Annotated in this window: 21 protein-coding genes; 12 read left to right on the top strand and 9 right to left on the bottom strand. The window is 29.6% G+C overall.

The annotated features are described in order from the left end of the window. The first annotated feature begins 5 nt into the window (after nt 1-5). Entirely contained in the window at nt 6-1,730 is a 1,725-nt protein-coding gene (gene cydD, locus I1N47_03365) for a thiol reductant ABC exporter subunit CydD (GenBank protein WBF65458.1), read from the top strand. 10 nt (nt 1,731-1,740) lie between these two features. Then, a complete protein-coding gene (gene cydC, locus I1N47_03360; protein ID WBF65457.1) occupies nt 1,741-3,429 on the top strand; it encodes a thiol reductant ABC exporter subunit CydC in 1,689 nt (562 codons plus the stop codon). Between the two features lie 58 nt (nt 3,430-3,487). Here the strand turns inward: cydC and ilvA are convergent, their stop codons facing one another. Beyond that, a complete protein-coding gene (gene ilvA, locus I1N47_03355) occupies nt 3,488-4,996 on the bottom strand; it encodes a threonine ammonia-lyase, biosynthetic (GenBank protein ID WBF65456.1) in 1,509 nt (502 codons plus the stop codon). A gap of 102 nt (nt 4,997-5,098) precedes the next feature. Further along, nucleotides 5,099-5,800, bottom strand: a complete 702-nt coding sequence (locus I1N47_03350; GenBank protein ID WBF65455.1) for a YggS family pyridoxal phosphate-dependent enzyme — start codon at nt 5,798-5,800, stop codon at nt 5,099-5,101. Between the two features lie 121 nt (nt 5,801-5,921). Here I1N47_03350 and def point away from each other — a divergent pair, with 121 nt between their 5' ends. The 4 genes from def (at nt 5,922) to I1N47_03330 (ending at nt 9,739) form a co-directional block, all read left to right on the top strand. Continuing rightward, nucleotides 5,922-6,437: a peptide deformylase gene (def, locus tag I1N47_03345; GenBank protein ID WBF65454.1), complete on the top strand. Its 516-nt coding sequence runs from the start codon at nt 5,922-5,924 to the stop codon at nt 6,435-6,437. Nucleotides 6,438-6,453: 16 nt separating this feature from the next. Continuing rightward, nucleotides 6,454-7,422: a methionyl-tRNA formyltransferase gene (locus I1N47_03340; GenBank protein ID WBF65453.1), complete on the top strand. Its 969-nt coding sequence runs from the start codon at nt 6,454-6,456 to the stop codon at nt 7,420-7,422. A gap of 9 nt (nt 7,423-7,431) precedes the next feature. Then, nucleotides 7,432-8,772, top strand: coding sequence for a 16S rRNA (cytosine(967)-C(5))-methyltransferase RsmB (rsmB, locus tag I1N47_03335; protein WBF65452.1), 1,341 nt, complete (start codon nt 7,432-7,434; stop codon nt 8,770-8,772). A 274-nt stretch (nt 8,773-9,046) separates the two neighbouring features. Then, nucleotides 9,047-9,739 (top strand): response regulator, encoded by a 693-nt coding sequence (locus tag I1N47_03330; GenBank protein WBF65451.1) that lies wholly within the window; start codon nt 9,047-9,049, stop codon nt 9,737-9,739. Here the strand turns inward: I1N47_03330 and I1N47_03325 are convergent. After that, on the bottom strand, nt 9,736-10,626 hold the full coding sequence (locus tag I1N47_03325; protein WBF65450.1) for a methyltransferase domain-containing protein: 891 nt from the start codon (nt 10,624-10,626) through the stop codon (nt 9,736-9,738). The two genes, I1N47_03330 and I1N47_03325, sit on opposite strands and share 4 nt — an antisense overlap. A gap of 79 nt (nt 10,627-10,705) precedes the next feature. Between I1N47_03325 and I1N47_03320 the strand changes: the two genes are divergently transcribed. Continuing rightward, a complete protein-coding gene (locus tag I1N47_03320; protein WBF65449.1) occupies nt 10,706-11,188 on the top strand; it encodes a tRNA (cytidine(34)-2'-O)-methyltransferase in 483 nt (160 codons plus the stop codon). Here the strand turns inward: I1N47_03320 and I1N47_03315 are convergent. The 3 genes from I1N47_03315 to I1N47_03305 are packed head-to-tail and all read right to left on the bottom strand — an operon-like array spanning nt 11,185 to nt 13,151. Then, entirely contained in the window at nt 11,185-12,240 is a 1,056-nt protein-coding gene (locus tag I1N47_03315) for an NAD(P)-dependent glycerol-3-phosphate dehydrogenase (protein WBF65448.1), read from the bottom strand. The genes I1N47_03320 and I1N47_03315 overlap by 4 nt on opposite strands. A 20-nt stretch (nt 12,241-12,260) precedes the next feature. Further along, entirely contained in the window at nt 12,261-12,677 is a 417-nt protein-coding gene (gene secB, locus I1N47_03310; protein ID WBF65447.1) for a protein-export chaperone SecB, read from the bottom strand. 48 nt (nt 12,678-12,725) lie between these two features. Then, nucleotides 12,726-13,151 carry a rhodanese-like domain-containing protein gene (locus I1N47_03305; GenBank protein ID WBF65446.1) on the bottom strand — a complete coding sequence of 142 codons (426 nt, stop codon included), beginning with the start codon at nt 13,149-13,151 and terminating at the stop codon, nt 12,726-12,728. Nucleotides 13,152-13,281: 130 nt separating this feature from the next. Here I1N47_03305 and gpmA point away from each other — a divergent pair, with 130 nt between their 5' ends. Genes gpmA through moeB form a run of 3 tightly spaced genes read left to right on the top strand, consistent with a single transcriptional unit; the run spans nt 13,282 to nt 16,238 of the window. Continuing rightward, nucleotides 13,282-14,025, top strand: a complete 744-nt coding sequence (gene gpmA / locus I1N47_03300; protein ID WBF65445.1) for a 2,3-diphosphoglycerate-dependent phosphoglycerate mutase — start codon at nt 13,282-13,284, stop codon at nt 14,023-14,025. Nucleotides 14,026-14,081: 56 nt separating this feature from the next. Then, nucleotides 14,082-15,419: a S41 family peptidase gene (locus I1N47_03295; GenBank protein ID WBF65444.1), complete on the top strand. Its 1,338-nt coding sequence runs from the start codon at nt 14,082-14,084 to the stop codon at nt 15,417-15,419. 57 nt (nt 15,420-15,476) lie between these two features. After that, the gene (moeB, locus tag I1N47_03290) at nt 15,477-16,238 is read left to right on the top strand and encodes a molybdopterin-synthase adenylyltransferase MoeB (protein ID WBF65443.1); all 762 of its coding nucleotides are present in this window, start codon (nt 15,477-15,479) and stop codon (nt 16,236-16,238) included. On the opposite strand, the gene obgE is transcribed toward moeB, so the two are convergent. From obgE to rplU, 3 genes are all read right to left on the bottom strand, one after another. Then, nucleotides 16,235-17,263, bottom strand: a complete 1,029-nt coding sequence (gene obgE / locus I1N47_03285) for a GTPase ObgE (GenBank protein ID WBF65442.1) — start codon at nt 17,261-17,263, stop codon at nt 16,235-16,237. The two genes, moeB and obgE, sit on opposite strands and share 4 nt — an antisense overlap. A gap of 96 nt (nt 17,264-17,359) precedes the next feature. After that, complete coding sequence (gene rpmA / locus I1N47_03280; GenBank protein WBF65441.1) at nt 17,360-17,611, bottom strand: 50S ribosomal protein L27; 252 nt, start codon at nt 17,609-17,611, stop codon at nt 17,360-17,362. 38 nt (nt 17,612-17,649) lie between these two features. Then, nucleotides 17,650-17,964, bottom strand: a complete 315-nt coding sequence (rplU, locus tag I1N47_03275) for a 50S ribosomal protein L21 (protein ID WBF65440.1) — start codon at nt 17,962-17,964, stop codon at nt 17,650-17,652. A 441-nt stretch (nt 17,965-18,405) separates the two neighbouring features. Here rplU and I1N47_03270 point away from each other — a divergent pair, with 441 nt between their 5' ends. Beyond that, nucleotides 18,406-18,594 carry a DUF3460 family protein gene (locus tag I1N47_03270; GenBank protein WBF65439.1) on the top strand — a complete coding sequence of 63 codons (189 nt, stop codon included), beginning with the start codon at nt 18,406-18,408 and terminating at the stop codon, nt 18,592-18,594. Nucleotides 18,595-18,641: 47 nt separating this feature from the next. Next, nucleotides 18,642-19,499: a pantoate--beta-alanine ligase gene (locus I1N47_03265; GenBank protein WBF65438.1), complete on the top strand. Its 858-nt coding sequence runs from the start codon at nt 18,642-18,644 to the stop codon at nt 19,497-19,499. Nucleotides 19,500-19,502: the final 3 nt, after the last annotated feature.

The following is a 19,502-nucleotide window of genomic DNA, read 5'->3' as shown; positions in this document are numbered from 1 at the left end:
TCTCTGTGGAAATAAAAAATAAATTACCAAAAGAGATAGCCAAGGCCTTAGGGTCTTGGCTTAGAGGACTGGTTAAATTTACGCCTCTTGCAATGTTTATTGCTATATTAGCACCATTGTTAAGTGGTGTTTTTTTAATTCTACAATTATGGTTTTTCTCTAAAATAGTATCAGGTATTGTTATAGATCATTTGATAATTACGGACTTGTATAAGCAAATATCTATTTTTGTATTTTTGTATTTATTAAGATCTTCGACTATTTATTTAGGTGATATAGCAGGTATATTTGCATCAGAAAATATTAAATATAAGATAAGACAGCTATTATTTTATTGCATATGGACCCAAGGTCCGCAATGGTCTAAAACAAGAATCTCAGGAGAAATTGCTGCTAGCATAATTGATCAAGTGGAAGTTTTAGACGGATTTTTTTCTAAATATATTCCAGTTGCAATAAATGCCATTATTACTCCTATAGCATTTTCTATTTTTATTATGTTGTTTAATAGGACAATTGGAATATTATTACTGATTACTATTCCTCTAATACCATTATTTATGGTTTTAATTGGATTTGGAGCGGAAGAAGCAAGCAAAAAACATTTGAGTTCTTTTGCTAGATTATCAGGTTTTTTTGCCGATAGGGTGAGAGGTTTAGATACTCTTAAGATGTATGGCAGAGAAGAAGCGGAGTTAACCCATTTGAAAAAAGTTTGTGATTCTTTAAGATATAGTACATTAGATGTTTTAAAAATTGCATTTATTTCATCTGCTGCATTGGAATTTTTTGCATCCCTTGGTGTTGCTAGTGTAGCACTGTATATAGGACTGAATTTTTTAGGTTTTCTCAATAGTAATAATACTTTAGTATTTCAAATAGGTTTATTTTTTTTGTTGATGGCTCCCGAGGTATATTTTCCATTAAGACAGATGGCTTTGCATTATCATGATAGAGCTGCAGCTCGTGCAGCATCAGATAATATTAGAAATATATTTGGTGGTTTACCTGATCTAAACCAAAATGTTAATACTGTTAATGAAATATCAGTTAATGAAATTGATTGTGAACAATTTAATAGTAATTCAATAAAGTTAAGTATTAGAAATCTAGATTTATGTTATGAAGGTAACTCTGATTACGTATTAAAAAATATTAATTTGGATATATTACCAGGACAGCATGTTTGTTTGCTAGGTCCTAGTGGAGTTGGCAAAACTTCTTTATTAGAAGCTATAGTTGGGTTGAGACATTATACTGGTAATATTGATTTAAATAATACTGATTCTAGATTATGGCCTAAGAAATGTTTGCGTATGCAAACTTGTTTAATTGGACAAAGTCCATATTTATTTGAAGGAACTATTGCTGAGAATATAATGATTGGTAATCCATGTGCAACATATAAAGATTTGTTAAATGCGGCAAATAGATCATTGGTATTAGACTTTGCAAATGATTTAAAAAATGGTTTGGATACAGTGTTGGGTAAAAATGGTCGAGGATTATCAAGGGGGCAAATTCAGAGGATATCAATTGCAAGACTATTTTTAAGAAATCCAGCTCTCATATTATTAGATGAACCAACAGCACATTTAGATTCAGTAACGGAACTTAGATTAATGGAAGAAATTATTTCATTCTCTCAAAATAAAAGTCTTTTGATCGTTACCCACTCAAAACAAGTTTCTGAAAGATTTTCTATTAGGTGGGTTTTAGAAAAAAATTAGTTAGTGATATATGAAATTATTATTAAATACTTTATGGCTATTCTTTAAGAAAAGAAAATTTAATTTGCTCTGTTCATCGTTTTTTTTATTCATAACTATTTTATCTGGAATTTGTTTATTATATGTTTCTGGTTGGCTTTTGACTGCATCTGTTTTAGTTGTATCTAGTATGTATTTTAACCTTTTTGTTCCATCTGCGTTGATTAGAGCTTTTTCTATTATAAAAGTTATATCAAGATATATTGAGAAAATAACAGGTCATAATGCCATATTGCATCTTTTATCGGATATTCGTATAAAGTTATTTGAATCATTAATTAGATTTACTCCAAAAGATCTAGCAAAATACCGTAATGGAGATTTGGTATCTAGAATGACCAACGATATAGATACATTAGATACGGTATTTCTTTTATTTTTAGAGCCAATGATTGTGGCTTTAATATTAAGTATTTGTTTTATTATTTTTTCTTTAAAATTTATGCCTATAGGTATATTTATTATTTTACCTTTTATCATTTTAACAATCGTTGTGATTCCTTACATAGTAATTACCTTTTCTAAAAAGTTAGGGTTGAATAATCAGAAATTCTCAGCTGAAATTAGAGAATCAATTTTAGAAACAATGAGATCTCATTCAGATGTCATTGTATTTGATCTTTTTAAACAAAGACAATATGATTTTGATAAATTATGCAAAGATTTATCTTCAAATAAAAAAAAATATTCTATTCTCTCAAGTACAGCTATTTATTTAAATAATTTGCTATCAGGATTATTAATAGTTGGTATGCTCTTTGTAACTTTTCGCTATATTGATGGTACAGTAATTGATTTTCCTATTTTTGTGGGAATTTTACTAAGTATTTTTGGTTTCTTAGAAATATTTAATGCTGTTATTAGAGGATCTACTAAATTAGGGACTGCAATTGGTAGTGCCGATAGAGTCAATACGATCTTGAATAGCGAAGTTAGTATATGTGATCAAGTTAATCCCAAGAGATTACCTTTACAGGGAGTTTTATCAGTAGAAAATCTTAGTTTTACTTATAATAGTAGTAGGATATTAAGTCATAGTGATTATGTTTTAAAAGATCTAAGTTTTGATTTAAATGTTGGAGAAAAAATTGCTATTGTTGGTCCAAGTGGTTCTGGTAAATCTACCTTATTAAGCTTGTTAATTAGATTGGAAGATCCAATTAATGGATCAATAAGTTTTGGTGGTTGTAATATTAAGGAAAGTTCTCAGTCAGAACTTCATAAAAGAATTTTATTGCTTAGCCAAGATTCCCCAGTTTTTATGGGTAGTATTAGAAGTAATCTTATTATAGGTAATTCACTAGCTAGTGAAGACGAGTTATGGCAGGTTCTTATTCATGTACAATTGGATAATTTTGTAAGTTCATTGCCATATGGTTTGGATACTTGGATAGGAGAATATGGTTCTAATTTATCAGTGGGTCAAGCAAGAAGATTATGTTTAGCAAGAGCCTTACTATCAAAATCTTCTATACTAATTTTGGATGAGCCAACAGCTGGTCTTGACTATAAACTAGAACAAGATTTTTTCATGGATCTAAAAAATATAAATAAATTTTATGAGAGAAGTATTATTTTAGTGACGCATGCTGAAATACCAGATGGTATATTTCATAACATATATCAATTAAATATGGGTAAATTGATTAAGAAAGATTGATGAGTCTCTGGTAATTGAAAATAATTTTCTCACAAAGACCCAATCAAATCTATTGTTGCTATAAAAAAATCTTGTATGCAGGATTATTATTCTCATCCCAGTAAGGATAGGATAATTCTTTTAGAAAATTATTAAATATTTCTTTGTCAGAATTTGGAACTTGAATACCCACAAGAATTCTTCCATAATCTGCTCCATGATTTCTATAATGAAATAAACTGATATTCCATTCAGGATTCATAGTATTAAGGAAATTTATTAGAGCTCCTGGGCGTTCAGGAAATTCAAATCTGTATAATAATTCATTATTGCTTAAATTAGAACGACCTCCTACCATATATCTTAGGTGTGCTTTAGCTAATTCATCAGAACTTAAATCCATTACTTGAAATTCATTATTTCGAAATGTATTTTCCAGTTCATTTTTTTCTTCTAGAGAAGATATTGCTATTCCGACAAAAATATGAGCATTTTTTTCATCCGATATTCTATAATTAAATTCTGTAATATTTTTTTTGCCTAATAGCTCACAAAATTTTTTAAAACTTCCTCTTTTTTCTGGTATTGTAACAGCAAAAACGGCTTCTTTCGTTTCTCCCACATCTGCTCTTTCTGCGACAAATCTTAATCTATCAAAATTAATATTTGCACCACAAGATATAGCTATTAAGTTTTTTCCTGATATTTTCTTTTCGGAGACGTATTTTTTTGCAGCAGCAATTGCCATTGCTCCAGCTGGCTCTAACACTGTGCGTGTTTCTTGGAATACATCTTTGATAGCAGCACATATGGAATCTGTATTAACTATAATAAAATCATCAACATATTTTTGTACTAGTCTGAAAGTTTCTTTTCCAACTAATTTTACCGCTGTTCCGTCAGAGAATAGGCCGACATCTTTTAATTCAACTCTTTTACCAGCCTTAATGCTTTGATACATAGCATCTGAATCTTCTGTTTGTACACCTATTATTTTTATTTCAGGACGTAATTGCTTAACATAAGCAGCTACTCCAGAGATCAAACCTCCACCACCTACGGCTAGAAATATAGCTTCTATAGGTTTAGTATGTTGATTTAGTATTTCCATCCCAATGGTTCCTTGCCCAGCAATTACATCTGGGTCATCAAATGGATGTACAAATGTTAATTTCTCTTCTTTTTCTAATAAAACAGCATGATTGTAAGAATCTGTATAGCTTTCTCCTACTAGAACAACTTCTCCTCCTAGTCTTTTGACTGCATCTATTTTCAATTGAGGGCTAGTTGTTGGCATTACTATAACAGCACGACATCCCATTTTTTTTGCTGATAAAGCAACTCCCTGAGCATGGTTTCCAGCTGATGCTGCTATAACTCCATGTTTAATGGCTTCAGGAGGGAGATTAGCCATTTTATTGTAAGCTCCTCTCAGCTTAAAACTAAAAACTGGTTGAGTATCTTCACGTTTTATGAAAATATTATTTGAAATGCGATTGCTAAGTAAAGGCATAGCCTCTAATGGTGTTTCACGAGCGACATCATACACTTTTGCTGTAAGTATACGTTTTAAATAATCTGTAGACATATTTGTAGAATATAAAAGGTTAAAATTAAAATGCTTATCAAAGATAATACAATAATAATTTATTTCATTTTAATAAAATATTAAATTTATTATGGATTGTAATTATCTATGTCCGAAGAGAATAGATCCTAATCTTATCTCTGTAGAACCTTCTTCAATGGCTATTTCAAAATCTTTACTCATACCCATAGAAAGATTGTCCATATTTACTGATGCTATATTATACTTCGAAATTTTATCTCTTAACTTTCTAATTGTTCGAAAACATGATCTTATTTTATCTTTGTCTTCAGTTAGTTCGGCAACTGTCATAAGGCCAGAAATTTTTATTCTTGGAAAATTATCAGATATCTTTTGAAGGAATGTTAGTAAATCGTCTGGATAAATTCCATGTTTTGTTGGTTCTGGAGAAGTTTTAATTTGAACCAAGGCTTTTATTGTTTTGTTGTTTTTTTGAAGCTGATTATTAATAGCTTTGGCTAATTCAAGTCTATCTAAAGATTGTATTTCTCCTATACAATTTATTATTGAATTTACTTTATTAAGTTGTAGATTACCTATCATAACCCATTCAATATTATGTTCTAATAAATCATGGTATTTAGTTTTTATTTCTTGTGCTCTATTTTCCCCAAATCTCTTCATTTTAAGAACCTGTATAGTTTTTGCAATAATTTCAGAATTAAAAGTTTTACTAACAGGCAAAATAGAGATTTGTTTATCACACCCAGTTCTTTGACATGTTTTTGTTATTCTTTCATTAATTGATTCTAATCTTTCTTCTAGAAATTTGTCGTTATTCATAGTATATGTATAAAAAAGTAACAAAATAAAAAATAATATCGTATTATTATTGACTGTTAAGCAAATTTTACAGATTATGATCTTAAAAGAGACAGTCTTTCAATTATTTATTTTTAAATCAATGATGTTACTTCCTATTCTTCAATATCCAGATAACCGCTTAAATATAGTGGCAGATCACATTATAAATTTTAATGAGCAGATAATTAAAATTGTTGAAGATATGGCATATACTATGTACCATTCCAATGGTATAGGTTTGGCTGCTACACAAGTTGATATTCATAAGAGAATTATTGTTATAGATATTTCAAAAGAGCGCAATAATTTGATGGTGTTAATTAATCCAGAAATAGTTACTTGTAGTGATACAAAAGAATTATCAGAAGAGGGATGTTTGTCTGTGCTTGATACTTATGAAAAAGTTCCAAGATCTTATAGTATAATTTGTAAGGCATATGATCAATATGGAGTCGCAAAAACGATTGATGCTTGTGGTTTATTGTCAAGATGTATACAACATGAGATAGATCACTTAAATGGTAGACTTTTTATAGATTATTTATCTTCTCTTAAAAGAGATCGCATTTTTAATAGAATAAAAAAACTTAATAAGTTAAAAAATAAAACTTCTTAATAATAGTTTAATAAATATGCGTATAATTTTTGCTGGAACTTCAGATTTTGCTAGATTTCATCTAGTACATTTACTGTCATTGGGTTATGACATTTCTGCAGTTTTTACACAACCTGATCGTCCTTCTGGTAGAGGGATGAAGTTAACAAGTAGTCCTGTAAAACAGGTTGCTTTAGAAAATGGTTTAAAGATTTTTCAACCTTCTAATTTAAGAAAGGAAGATTTATCTGATGATCTGAGAGATTTTTTAAATAAGGAAATTCCAGATATTGTTATTGTAGTAGCATATGGCTTAATTTTGCCTTCTTGGCTGCTTAACATGCCGAAATTGGGATGTATTAATGTTCATGCTAGTTTATTACCTAGGTGGAGAGGCGCTGCTCCTATACAAAGAGCTATTGAAAATGGTGATAAATATAGTGGTATTACAATTATAAAAATGGATCCTGGCCTAGATACAGGATGCATCTTATTGCAGTCTAAAATTCCTATTTTGGATAGTTTCTGTTCTAAAGATCTTGAGGCAAGATTAGCTTCTGAAGGTGTTAAATCTCTTATTTATGTTATTGAAAATTTTAGCAAATTACATGCTCATCCTCAACCGAAAGATGGAGTTTCTTATGCTAAAAAGATTGAGAAATCAGAGTCAATATTAATTTTTTCAAATGATGCTTTCTCTTTAGAAAGAAAGATAAGAGCTTTAAATCCATTTCCAGGAGCTATAGTTAGATTACCAACTTTTAATAAACCAATAAAAGTATGGCAAGCCTTAGCTTTTAATTCTAGTTTTGAGGGACCATCAGGAGTAATTGTAGATATTAATGTTCATAAAGGTATAGATATATCGACAGGTAAGGGTATTTTACGTTTAAAGGAAGTTCAGAAGTCAGGTTGTAATAAATGTAGCGTATCAGATTTTATTCGTGGTCATAAGGATAGATTATCATTAGGTATGAAAGTTATAGATTTAGAATATTCAAAATAGTTTACATATATGGAACCTATATATAAATTTCATTTTAAAAGTGATAAGTTATCTTTGCAGATATATGTATCTTCTTGCGCTTTAGATGAGGTATTAAATGGTCATTCATTGAACTTGTTTTTAGATAATCTTGATTATCATATCAGACCATCGGTGCAGTCTTTAACTTTTCATGCTCTTAGGAATTTAGGTTGGGCTGATTTTGTTGGTAAGCATTTAGTCAAAACTTATCCAAATAGACTTTTTCGATCTTTATTTCTATTGTCATTAACTTTATTAAAATTTTCGTCACTTTATAACAGAAACTTAGATTTACAAGTTCCAATTTATAGAGATTTTACGATAGTGAATGAAAGTGTTCGAGTAGCTAATTCTATTCCATTTCTTAGGCCATATAAAGGATTGTTGAATGCTAGTCTACGATCTTTTTTAAGAAATGTTTTAGAAATATCAATTTTAGCAAAAAAATCTTCTCAGGCTATTTGGAATTACCAAGAATGGTGGATAGAAAAAATAAAAAATAATTATCCAAGTCGATGGGAAGAAATATTATCTTGTGCGGATACTCAGGCTCCATTGACATTACGAGTTAATATGAAAAATAGGCATAGAGATAATGTACTAAGTCTTTTTAATGACAATGGTTTTGAAGCTAAAGCTTTTGGATCTAGTGGCATTGTGCTTGGAAAATCCTATTCTATTAAAGAGTTACCAGGATTCCAAGAAGGTATGTGGTCAGTGCAAGATCCTGGGGCACAATTGGCAGCTTCTTTGTTGTGTGTTAGGGATGGAATGAAAGTCTTGGATGCTTGTGCTGCTCCAGGTGGCAAAACATCTCATTTGCTAGAATTAGCTGAAATTGATTTAGTAGCTTTAGACTCTAATAAATTTAGGTTAGGGCGTTTGCAGGAAAATTTGGATCGTTTAAATTTATTTTCTAAGAAAATCAAGATTATAGAGGGAGATGCCCAGCAAATAGACCAATGGTGGGACGGAAAATTATTTGATATTATTCTTGCAGATGTGCCTTGTACAGCATCAGGTATTGTTAGAAAACATCCTGATATAAGATGGATAAAGAAAAAAGAGGATGTAGAAACTGCTAGATTGGTCCAAAGTAGAATAATAGACTCTCTTTGGAAGACATTGCTCCCAGGAGGACGTTTCTTATATAGCACCTGTTCTATATTTCCAGAGGAATGTATTTATCAGGTTTTATTATTTTTAGAGAAACATAAAGATGCTTTTCTTTTAGACTCTCCAGGTCAAATTTTACCTACTAGAAATAATATTTTAACAGTCGGTCATGACGGTTTTTTCTTTGCTTTATTGACTAAGGTCGAAACTTGAAAAATATTATATTTTGATTAGATATAAAAATTAAAAAAGCAATGTTGTGTATATCTATAATGCTATATATAATTTTTATAAAATTATTTGCAGTGTATTTTATATTTTATGATTATTACTAAATTATTATATAAGTCTTATGAATAAGATTTATATAAAATTAGATCATGCATGATACGATTATTGATAAATTTGGTGACTAAGATCTGTGAATGATTAGTTCAATATGTTATATTTGAAGGTTAAATGATAGATTGGTATAGGTGACAAGTATATGGCCAGAATTCTGGTGGTTGATGATGAAATTGGAATCCGAGAATTATTGTCGGAAGTTTTATATGATGAAGGTCATTCTGTCGAACAGGCAGAGAATGCAGCACAAGCTCGAGAAGCTCGTTTACGTTCAAGGCCAGATCTTGTGTTGTTGGATATATGGATGCCAGATACTGATGGCGTTAGCCTTTTAAAGGAGTGGATATCACAGGGTTTATTGGATATGCCTGTAATCATGATGAGTGGGCATGCAGGTATAGATATTGCTGTAGAAGCTACTCGAATTGGGGCTACAGATTTTTTAGAAAAACCAATATCTCCACAACGATTATTAAAAACAGTTTCTGCTGGTTTATCACATAATAGGACAATATTACCTGATGTAAAGACAGCTAGGAAGATGGTTAAAGAGACTGTTGCTAGTAAAAATAGTTCTTCTTGGGTAGAGTCATGTCTAGTCCCTATTGAATACAATGCTGGTTGTAAACTAGGTAGTGTATCATTAGACTTACCGCTAAGAGATGCTAGAGATGCTTTTGAACGAGTATATTTTGAGTATCATTTGATGAAAGATGGTTATAGTATGACTAGAGTTTCTGAAAGAACAGGGTTAGAACGTACACATCTATATAGGAAACTAAAACAATTAGGTATCACTACAACTTCTCGTAAAAGAAATGTAGATAAAACTTAAAATATCTTTTTAATTGGAATAATTTTTACCTGCTTGTTACAATAGTTCTCTGTTTTTTTCCATGCTTGTCCATATATTATTTCGATTGTAAGATTGATTGAATTTGATTGATCTCGTTGTTTGTCTATTTGTTCATATAAATTATTTATCCATTTTTTGCTAGTAAGACTAGTTTTTCGTTCTTTTGAAGGATTGCCTCCAAGATTATGAATATCTTTTATTAAATTTTGTGGAGTTTGGTATGTTAGATTTATTGTTTCCTGACTCATAACTGGATTTTCGAATCCGATATCTAATAACATATCACCAAAATCATGCATATCAATAAAATCCATCATTTTAGTATTTAATTTTGCCATTTTTAGAGCTAGTCTAATTTCTTTTAAAGTGTTTGGGCCAAAACAAGAAAACATTATTAAGCCGTTAGGTTTTATTATCCTATCCCATTCTTCGAATACATTATAAACCATCGGATGCCAATGTATAGAAAGATTAGACCATATTAGATCAAATGAATTTTTATCGAAAGTCGTTGAAGACATATCAGATTGAATAAAAGAAGGACTTTTTTCTCTTGTTAATAATTTTTTTATGAAAAAATTTAATGTTTTAAACTGTTTGATTGATTCATTTAGTAAGGTAGAACAATTATCTAAGCCTATATAATTGCTTTTTTTGTATAAAGATCTTAATAAATTAATGTTTTCACCAGATCCACATCCAACGTCTAGTATGGTTTCTGGTATTATTTTGATAAATTTTAAATTATTAATCATTCTAGTAGCTATTTCACTATGTAGGAATTGAGCTTTTGCTAGATTTCTTCGTTTTGTAAATTGTTTAATAACATGACTAGGATCTATGTTTTTATGTAATTTTTTTTTCATATAATTAGTTGTTTAAGGATTATTCATTAAGTTTTTTATGTAATAATTATTTTTATCATACATTATTAATTTTATAGCTATGTTTAATATAATATTAGTTTCTCCAGAAATACCATCTAATACTGGTAATATTATTAGGTTATGTGCTAATACAGGATCATTTTTACATTTGGTCAAGCCTATTTCTTTTGATATGGATAATGCAAAATTAAAAAGAGCTGGCTTAGATTATCATGAATGGCAGCCAGTTCGATTACATGAAAGTTTGGATAATGCATTAGATTTTATTGGTATTAGTACTGATAGGTGTTTTGCTTTTACTACGAAAGCAGAAAACAGTTTTTCAGATACTAAATTTTGTCCTGGTGATGTGTTTATATTCGGTAGAGAAACAGCAGGTCTTGCCAAACAAGATATTCATTTTTTGAAAAACAATCAGCTTTTAAAAATTCCTATGCTTATTACACAGCGAAGTTTAAATTTATCAAATGCTGTGGCCGTAGCAATATATGAAGCATGGCGTCAGAATGATTATAATGGATCTTTTAAAAAACAAATTTAAATATTCTCATATTTTGACTTTCTTTGTAATAATATGGATACTGCTTGTTTTGGATCTAATTGTTCAAACAATATTGAGCAAACAGTTTCTATAATTGGTAGCTCTATATTTAATTTTTTTGCTCTATTTTTTATAGCAAGAGCACATTTGACACCTTCAGTTGTAATATTAGAATTTATTACATTTTTAATTGGAAAACCTTGTCCAATTTGAATTCCTATATTTCTATTTCTTGATAAATCACCTGTGGATGTTAGAACTAAATCTCCCAAACAAGATAATCCTAAGAAGGTATTTTCTTGCGCGCCTAATGCAATTCCAAAACGTTTTATCTCGTGTAGCCCTCTTGTTATAAGGGCAGCTCTGGCATTCGAACCAAGCTTAAGTCCATCTGAAATACCACAGGCTATTGCAATAACATTTTTTAAAGCTCCTCCTACTTCGACTCCAATTATATCGTTACTAGCATAAACGCGTAATGATTTACTATGTAAAGCTCGTATAACTAATTCGCAAACCTCAGTATTCTTGCTAGCAATGGTTAGAGCAGTGGGTAGTTCTAATGCTACTTCTTTTGCGAAAGAAGGACCAGAAAGAATTCCATATTTCAAATTTGTTATGTTTAAATTTTGTTCTATGATTTCATGCAATAAATTACTGCTATTATTTTCAAATCCTTTAGATGTCCAAATAATTGGAGTATCTATGAGATTTAACTTGGTTATTTTTTCTAGTAATATAGAACAAATATTTTTGATGCCAGATATAGGTACGCTTACTATAATCAAAGATTTATTTTCTTTATTTATTAATGTTAACAAAGAATTATCTATATCATCTGTAATTTTAAGGTTAGTAGGTAATTTTATTCCAGGTAAGTACTTAGAATTTTCTTTATTTTTATACATGTTTTGTACTTGGTTACTATCTCTTGACCATAAACAGGTGCTATAGTTTTTATTAGTGGCTAGAGCAAGTGATGTTCCCCAGCTACCAGAACCAAGAACGAGTACATTTAAAGATTTTTTTTTATTTGTAATATCAATATCCATATTTTATAAAAATATATAATCTAATCAGTACTGTTTTTATACAAATAATTGAAATCTAGTTCTTCCAAATTGACGGAAGGTAGTGATGTTCTTGATATAAAATCAGAAACGTTTGCTCTTAAATAAGGATATATTATTGAATAACAGTTTGTACTTAATAATTCATCTATATATTGCTGACTAAGATTTGCAAATTCAAAAATTCCAGCTTGTGTTGCTTCTATTATATAAATAATTTTTTCATCCACTGTTGCTTTAACTATTGATGTTATGCTGGATTCAAAGATGTTTTCAGATAGTTTAATGGTATCTACTTGAATATTAACATCTATTTTATATTTATCTAGATTGATAAATATTTTTGGTGCATTTGGCATTTCTATAGATAGATCTTTTAGATATATACGTTGTAAACTAAATTTTGCTTTTTGGTTCATTTTATGTTTTTTCTAATTACTTAGTATTTTATAGTTAGGGATATAGTATTATTTTTTGTCTAGGTCTTTAATCACAGGCAGGTCATTACTAATCCACGCATCCATACCATTTGACAGATAAAATGTATTTATAAAACCTTCTTTTCTCAATTTCATGATTAATTTCTCTATGAAGCTATTATCATCATGTATAAATATAATATTCTTATCTTGAGAAATATTTTTTAAATATGAGTCCAAACTATCGATCTGAATATTTATAGATTGTGCTATATGATATTTCTGGAAATTAGAATATATTCTTAGATCTAGAATAATTGCATGCTTATTATTAATTAAATTTATTGTTTCTAAGACATTAATTGCAAAAATATTTTTCTTATTGCTTATTACTACTAGATAGATACCTGTTAATAGAGCAGATGCAAAAAAAAATATATTTTTTGTTTGAGTAACAAAATTTATGAAATTCACTTAATATCCTTTAAATAGGTGCAATTGATCATTATACTTAATGTTTCATTTAATTTTAAATTAATATTTAATAGTATTTCATTATAAAATAATTTTATTGTTAATAAATATTATATTTTTGGAGTTATTTATGTATAAGTTGGTCTTAATGCGCCATGGAGAAAGTGAATGGAATGCAGAAAATCGATTTACTGGGTGGTCTGATGTTGATTTAACAACAAAAGGACGTCAACAAGCTAACAAAGCTGGCCTCCTTATGAAGGAGGCTGGTTATAATTTTGATTTGGCTTATGCTTCTATGTTGAAAAGAGCAATAAGGACTTTATGGATAGCTTTAGATAGTATGGATATTATGCATACTCCTATAGGTTTGAGTTGGCGTCTTAATGAAAGGCATTACGGACAATTACAGGGTTTAAATAAATCGGATACGGCTAAGAAATATGGAGAGGAGCAAGTATTAATATGGCGACGTTCATATGATATTGCTCCTGAGCCTTTATCTTTGGAAGATAGTCGTCATCCTAGATTTGACTCTAGATACAGCAAAATTCCAGAAAAATATCTGCCTTTATCTGAATGTTTAAAAGATACTGTAAATAGAGTAGTGCCTTTCTGGAATGAGTCTATATCTTCAGCTATACGTTCAGGAAGAAATGTTCTTGTAGTTGCTCATGGCAACAGTTTGAGGGCTTTAATAAAACATATAGATAATATACCTGATGAAGATATAATGAATTTGAATATTCCAACGGGTCAGCCTCTAGTATATGAGTTAGATAAGGACTTGAAAGTAATTCGGAGCTACTATCTTGGGAATTCAGGGGATATAGAGAAATCTTTAGATGCGGTTAGAAACCAAGGTAAAGCATAGATTAACGTATAACATTGATCATGAAAATTATATAAGATTTTGTCAGTGAATAATGAATGAAAATTAGAAGATTATTTATTTTTTTAGTATTATGTTGTTGTTTTATAATTCTATTTTTTAATGCTAGGTCAGGTAATTTACCTCAAAAAAGTTACTCTATTCTACCATTAGATGAACTTAGGTACTTTAGTAATGTTTTTGCTATTATTAAGAATAATTATGTTGAGAATATTGATGATAAAGTAATGATAGATAATGCTATATCTGGCATGATTTCAAATTTAGATCCACATTCTTCTTATTTAAATATTGATGATTATAAAGAAATTCAGTCAGTTACTGATGGTAAATTTGGAGGGCTTGGTATTGAGGTTAGCTTTGTTGATGGTCTTATAAATGTTGTATCTGTTATTGAAGGATCTCCTGCCGATTTGGCAGGAATAAATCAAGGAGATCAGATAATCAAAATTGACCATATGCTAACTCAACGTATGACTTTACATGAAGCAGTAAAAATGATGAGAGGAGAACCAGGGTCATCAGTTGTATTGAATATATTGAGGCAGAATCCAGATACAATTCTAGTGTTTAATATTGTTCGTGATGTTGTTAAAATAGATAGTGTTAGAAGTAAAATAATGAATGGTGATATGTTATATATGCGCATCATGCATTTCCAGGACAAGACCATGCTAGAAATGATTGAGCATTTTAAACAAAAGAATAATCAGAAAAAAATCAAGGCTTTGATTTTAGATTTAAGAGATAATCCTGGAGGTCTTCTCAGTAGTGCTATAGAAGTAGCAGGAATTTTTTTAGATTCTGATACTTTAATTGTATCAACCAGAGGAAGGACAGTAGACTCAAATATTGATTATTTCTCTTGTAATGAAGATCGTTATAGTTCTTTTGCTAATATTAGATCTTTACTTAGAAATATTCCTATGTTGGTTTTAGTAAATTCTGGATCTGCCTCTGCTTCAGAAATAGTCGCTGGGGCTATACAAGATTATGAAAGGGCAAAGATTTTTGGTGAAATCACATTTGGTAAAGGTTCTGTTCAGGCTGTTTTACCATTAGATAATTCCACAGGATTGAAGCTAACAATATCAAGATACTTTACTCCTGTAGGTAAGTCTATACAGGCAAGAGGTATACATCCAGATTATATCCTCACAGAGAATCATAGTAATAAGTCAACTTTTAAAAGAAGAGAGATAGATTTAAAAGGACACTTGAATAATATTAACGATACTTCATTGTCAGAAATGGATGCGCAAGAACAACAATCTGATAGATTTTATATTAGAAAGGATTTTAATTTTAGTGATGATAATGATTTCCAATTGAAACAAGCAATACATATTTTTTCCGATCTTCTAACAAATAATTAGGATAGCAGAAAAAATGGTTAGAAGAGTATCTGTAAATAATTTTAAGAGTATGACTAAATGAATGATCAACAGTTAATGAGATATGCCCGCCATATTTTACTAGAGAATTATGGTGTTGACCAACAGAAAAAAATCATGAACTCGAATATACTAGTAGTAGGTTTAGGTGGTTTAGGTTCATCAGCATCTATTTACCTAGCTTCTTCTGGTATTGGAAATATGACTTTAATAGATAATGATGTAGTTGATGTTAGTAATTTACAAAGGCAAATTCTACATAATTCTAAAAGAATCGGACAGTTAAAGGTTGATTCTGCAAGAAAGACTATTTTAGATCTTAATCCTGAGGTCAATGTTACCGTTTTTCATTCCAGAGTTAATGAGGAATTGCTAAATAATATTTTAGCTCCTATAGATGTAGTATTAGATTGTTCTGATAATTTTGAAACTAGGTATTTACTAAATAGAATGTGTTTCAAGTTTAAGAAAATACTTGTTTCAGGTGCTGCTATACGTTTTAGTGGTCAAGTAAGTGTGTATGATTTAAGGAATCAAAACAATCCTTGCTACAACTGTCTTTTTCCATCTGAAAATGTAGATTTATTGGAGAATGAGAATTGTTCAACTACAGGAGTCTTTGCTCCTGTAGTTGGTATAGTAGGTAGCATACAAGCTTCTGAAACAATAAAGATCCTAGCAGGAATAGGTAGTGAGGATGAGAGCTTAATAGGAAAACTTCTTCATTTAAATATTCTTAATATGAGTTTTAAAATATCCAAATTTGATAAAGATGATAATTGTTTAGTGTGTAAGTGCTAAGTTTCTTTAATTGTGAGTAAATATTTATGGATTGCATATATTAGTTTTTCTAATCCATTTTTAGTTATAGCTGATATCGTAAATATAGGACCATTCCATTTTAGTTGTTTCTGAATATTACATTCTAATTCATGTATATTCTGATCTAGTACTAGATCACTTTTATTCAGTATCAGCCATCTTTGTTTTTGTGTTAAATCATTACTGTAAGAGGATAATTCTAGAAGAATATCTTTAAAATCTTGCTCAATTTTGCTAAGATTTTTTTCATAGTTTATTGATGAAATATCGATAATATGTAGTAGTAGTATAGATCTAGTTAAATGACGTAAAAATAAGTGACCAAGACCTGCTCCTGTTGAGGCTCCTGGTATAAGACCTGGAATATCTGCTACAGTAAAACTATGTGATTCTGAAACGCGTACCACACCTAAATTTGGATATAACGTAGTAAATGGGTATTCAGCAATTTTTGGTCGTGCATTTGATATTTTTGATATTAATGTAGATTTGCCGCTATTTGGCAATCCTAATAAACCAACATCAGCTAGAATTCTTAATTCTAATTGAATTTTATAATTTTCACCTTTTTCACCAAGTGTAAACTGACGAGGAGCTCTATTTACACTTGATTTAAAGTGCAAATTACCTAATCCTCCGCGACCGCCTTTTGCTAAGGTAATAATATCTCCATGTTTATTAAGGTCTGCCAATAATTCATTAGTATTAGCATTTTTTATTAAGGTTCCGACTGGAACTTTAATAAAAATATCTTCAGCTGCAGCTCCATATTTATCTGAGCCTCTTCCATTTTCACCATTTTTTGCTTTAAAGGTCCTGGTGTAACGGAAATCTACTAGAGTATTTATATTTTCATCCGCTATTGCATGTATGCTTCCTCCTCTTCCACCATCTCCTCCATTCGGACCTCCTTTAGGAATAAATTTTTCCCTTCTAAAACTAGCTACTCCATTACCGCCATTCCCAGCGATAACATCAATTGTTACCTCATCTACAAATTTCATATTTATCGTTATTTAAGAGCATTTTCATAATAAAATCGCCTAATTATTATTATTAATATATTAGGCGATTTTATTATGAAACAAAGAAAAGTTTTTTTATAAAACTGAAACAGTTTGTTTCTTTAGTAGACCTTTTACTTTAAATTGTATTATTCCATTTTTTAAAGCAAATAATGTATGGTCTTTACCTATTCCTACATTAATTCCTGGATGAAATTTTGTTCCTCTTTGGCGAACAATTATTGATCCAGCGGTAATTTGTTGTCCGCCGAACATTTTAACTCCTAATCTTTTTGATTCTGAGTCACGCCCATTTCGAGTAGAGCCTCCGCCTTTTTTATGTGCCATCTTTAATACCCTAAAGTTTTAATTTAATTTCTTAGAAACTAATTTGTACAAATTTCCTTGATAATAATTTCAGAATATTTTTGCCTATGACCTTGATGTTTTTGGTAATGTTTGCGACGTCTAATTTTAAATATTTTTATTTTGTCGTGTTTGCCTTGTGCAAGGATTGTGGCTTTTACTGTTGCTCCCGATATTGTAGGAGTGCCAATGATTACTTTTCCATCAGATTCCAACAAAAGAATTTGATTAATTATAATCTCTTGCCCAATGTCTGCAGGTATCTGTTCTATCTTAATTTTTTGGCCAGTGGTTACACGATATTGTTTTCCACCAGTTTTTATGACCGCGTACATGGAATTCCCTTATTTGTTATGCAGAATGCTTATATATAAGTATCTAATTTATTTAGCTAAAAATTTTTAGTTTGATTTTATTATTAATAGACTATTATGTTCACAGACAATTTTTTGTCCTGTTAACATGCTATTTTATTATTAGATTTTATAAAAGTCAAAACAATAGTTATTAAGTATTATAATAAGTTGACTAAATATATTTATATATCGCTATTAATAATTTTTTATTCTAATAATAGTTAGATTAAACTATTATTAATAATGTGTTAGGATTTTTTTTGTTGTGTATATTATATATAACTTATTAAGTTTTATATTATTTTAATTTTTTGAGTTTAACCTTAATTCATATATAGAGTAATACTATTATTTTTTGCATGCATGGTTTTATTTATGTCTCAAGTGTTTTACTCAGAAAATATTTATGTGGAGATACTAATGTCAAATCAATATGAGTCAGAAATTACTATTTTTTTGCGCAATTTTAAACAGGCAAATCCAAATATAGAATTAAAGCAACATACTGGACGTTCAATTTTATGGGACAGAGTTACAGACAAACAATTAAAAAATGACTTTGATTATGCAAGAGTTCCACAAAAACCATATGTATATCAAGTTGACTGATTTATATACATATATTTCTATAAATTATTATTTCAAATATTGAAAATATGATAATTGTAAATTCATTTGAAGAAATGCGTGCGCATTTAAAAAAAATCAATTCATCAATATCTTTTGTTCCAACAATGGGTAGTCTTCATGATGGCCATTTAAGATTAATTGATACGGCAAAGAATAATAGTCAGTGTATTGTTACTAGTATTTTTGTGAATCGTTTGCAATTTGGCCCAAAAGAAGATTTTGAAAAGTACCCAAGAATAATTGACCACGATATAAATTTATTGTCCAAAACTAATTCAGTCGATTTATTATTTATTCCTCAAGAGGATGAGGTTTACCCATTTGAACAGAATTTTTATGTTCAACCTGCAAAGATTATTGCTGATGATTTAGAAGGTAAATTCAGACCAAATTTTTTTTCTGGAGTATGTACTGTTCTTTTAAAATTTTTTTCAAATATTAATCCAGATATAGTTATTTTAGGTAAAAAAGATTTTCAACAGTTTGTTATTGTTGAGAATATGTGTAGCCAATTTAGATTGCCTATTAAAGTTATAGGTCAAGAAACTGTGCGTTGTAGTGATGGTTTAGCTTTTTCTTCAAGAAATAGGTATCTAAGTCAATCAGAAAGAATTGAAGCTACTTATTTGTATAATACACTAGTTAGCATTAAGAAGCATATTAGTTTATATCCTGATTTAAAATTAGATCAATTTAGAGAATTAGAGAATAAAGCTTCTTTAAAATTAAATGCTCGAGGATGGAAAACTGACTATATTGCTATTCGTAGGAGATCTGATTTGTCTGTTTTAAATATTGAGGATATTAAAAGCAAAATACCTTTAGTAGTTTTAGGTGCTGCCACCTTAGGCAACACCAGATTGATAGATAATATAGAGATTTAATTT

Origin of the sequence: Candidatus Kinetoplastibacterium crithidii (genome assembly GCA_027557655.1) — a bacterium.
Taxonomy (GTDB): domain Bacteria; phylum Pseudomonadota; class Gammaproteobacteria; order Burkholderiales; family Burkholderiaceae_B; genus Kinetoplastidibacterium; species Kinetoplastidibacterium crithidii_C.
Note: the sequence above shows the minus strand (reverse complement) of the source record. Positions and strands in the feature narration are given on the sequence as shown.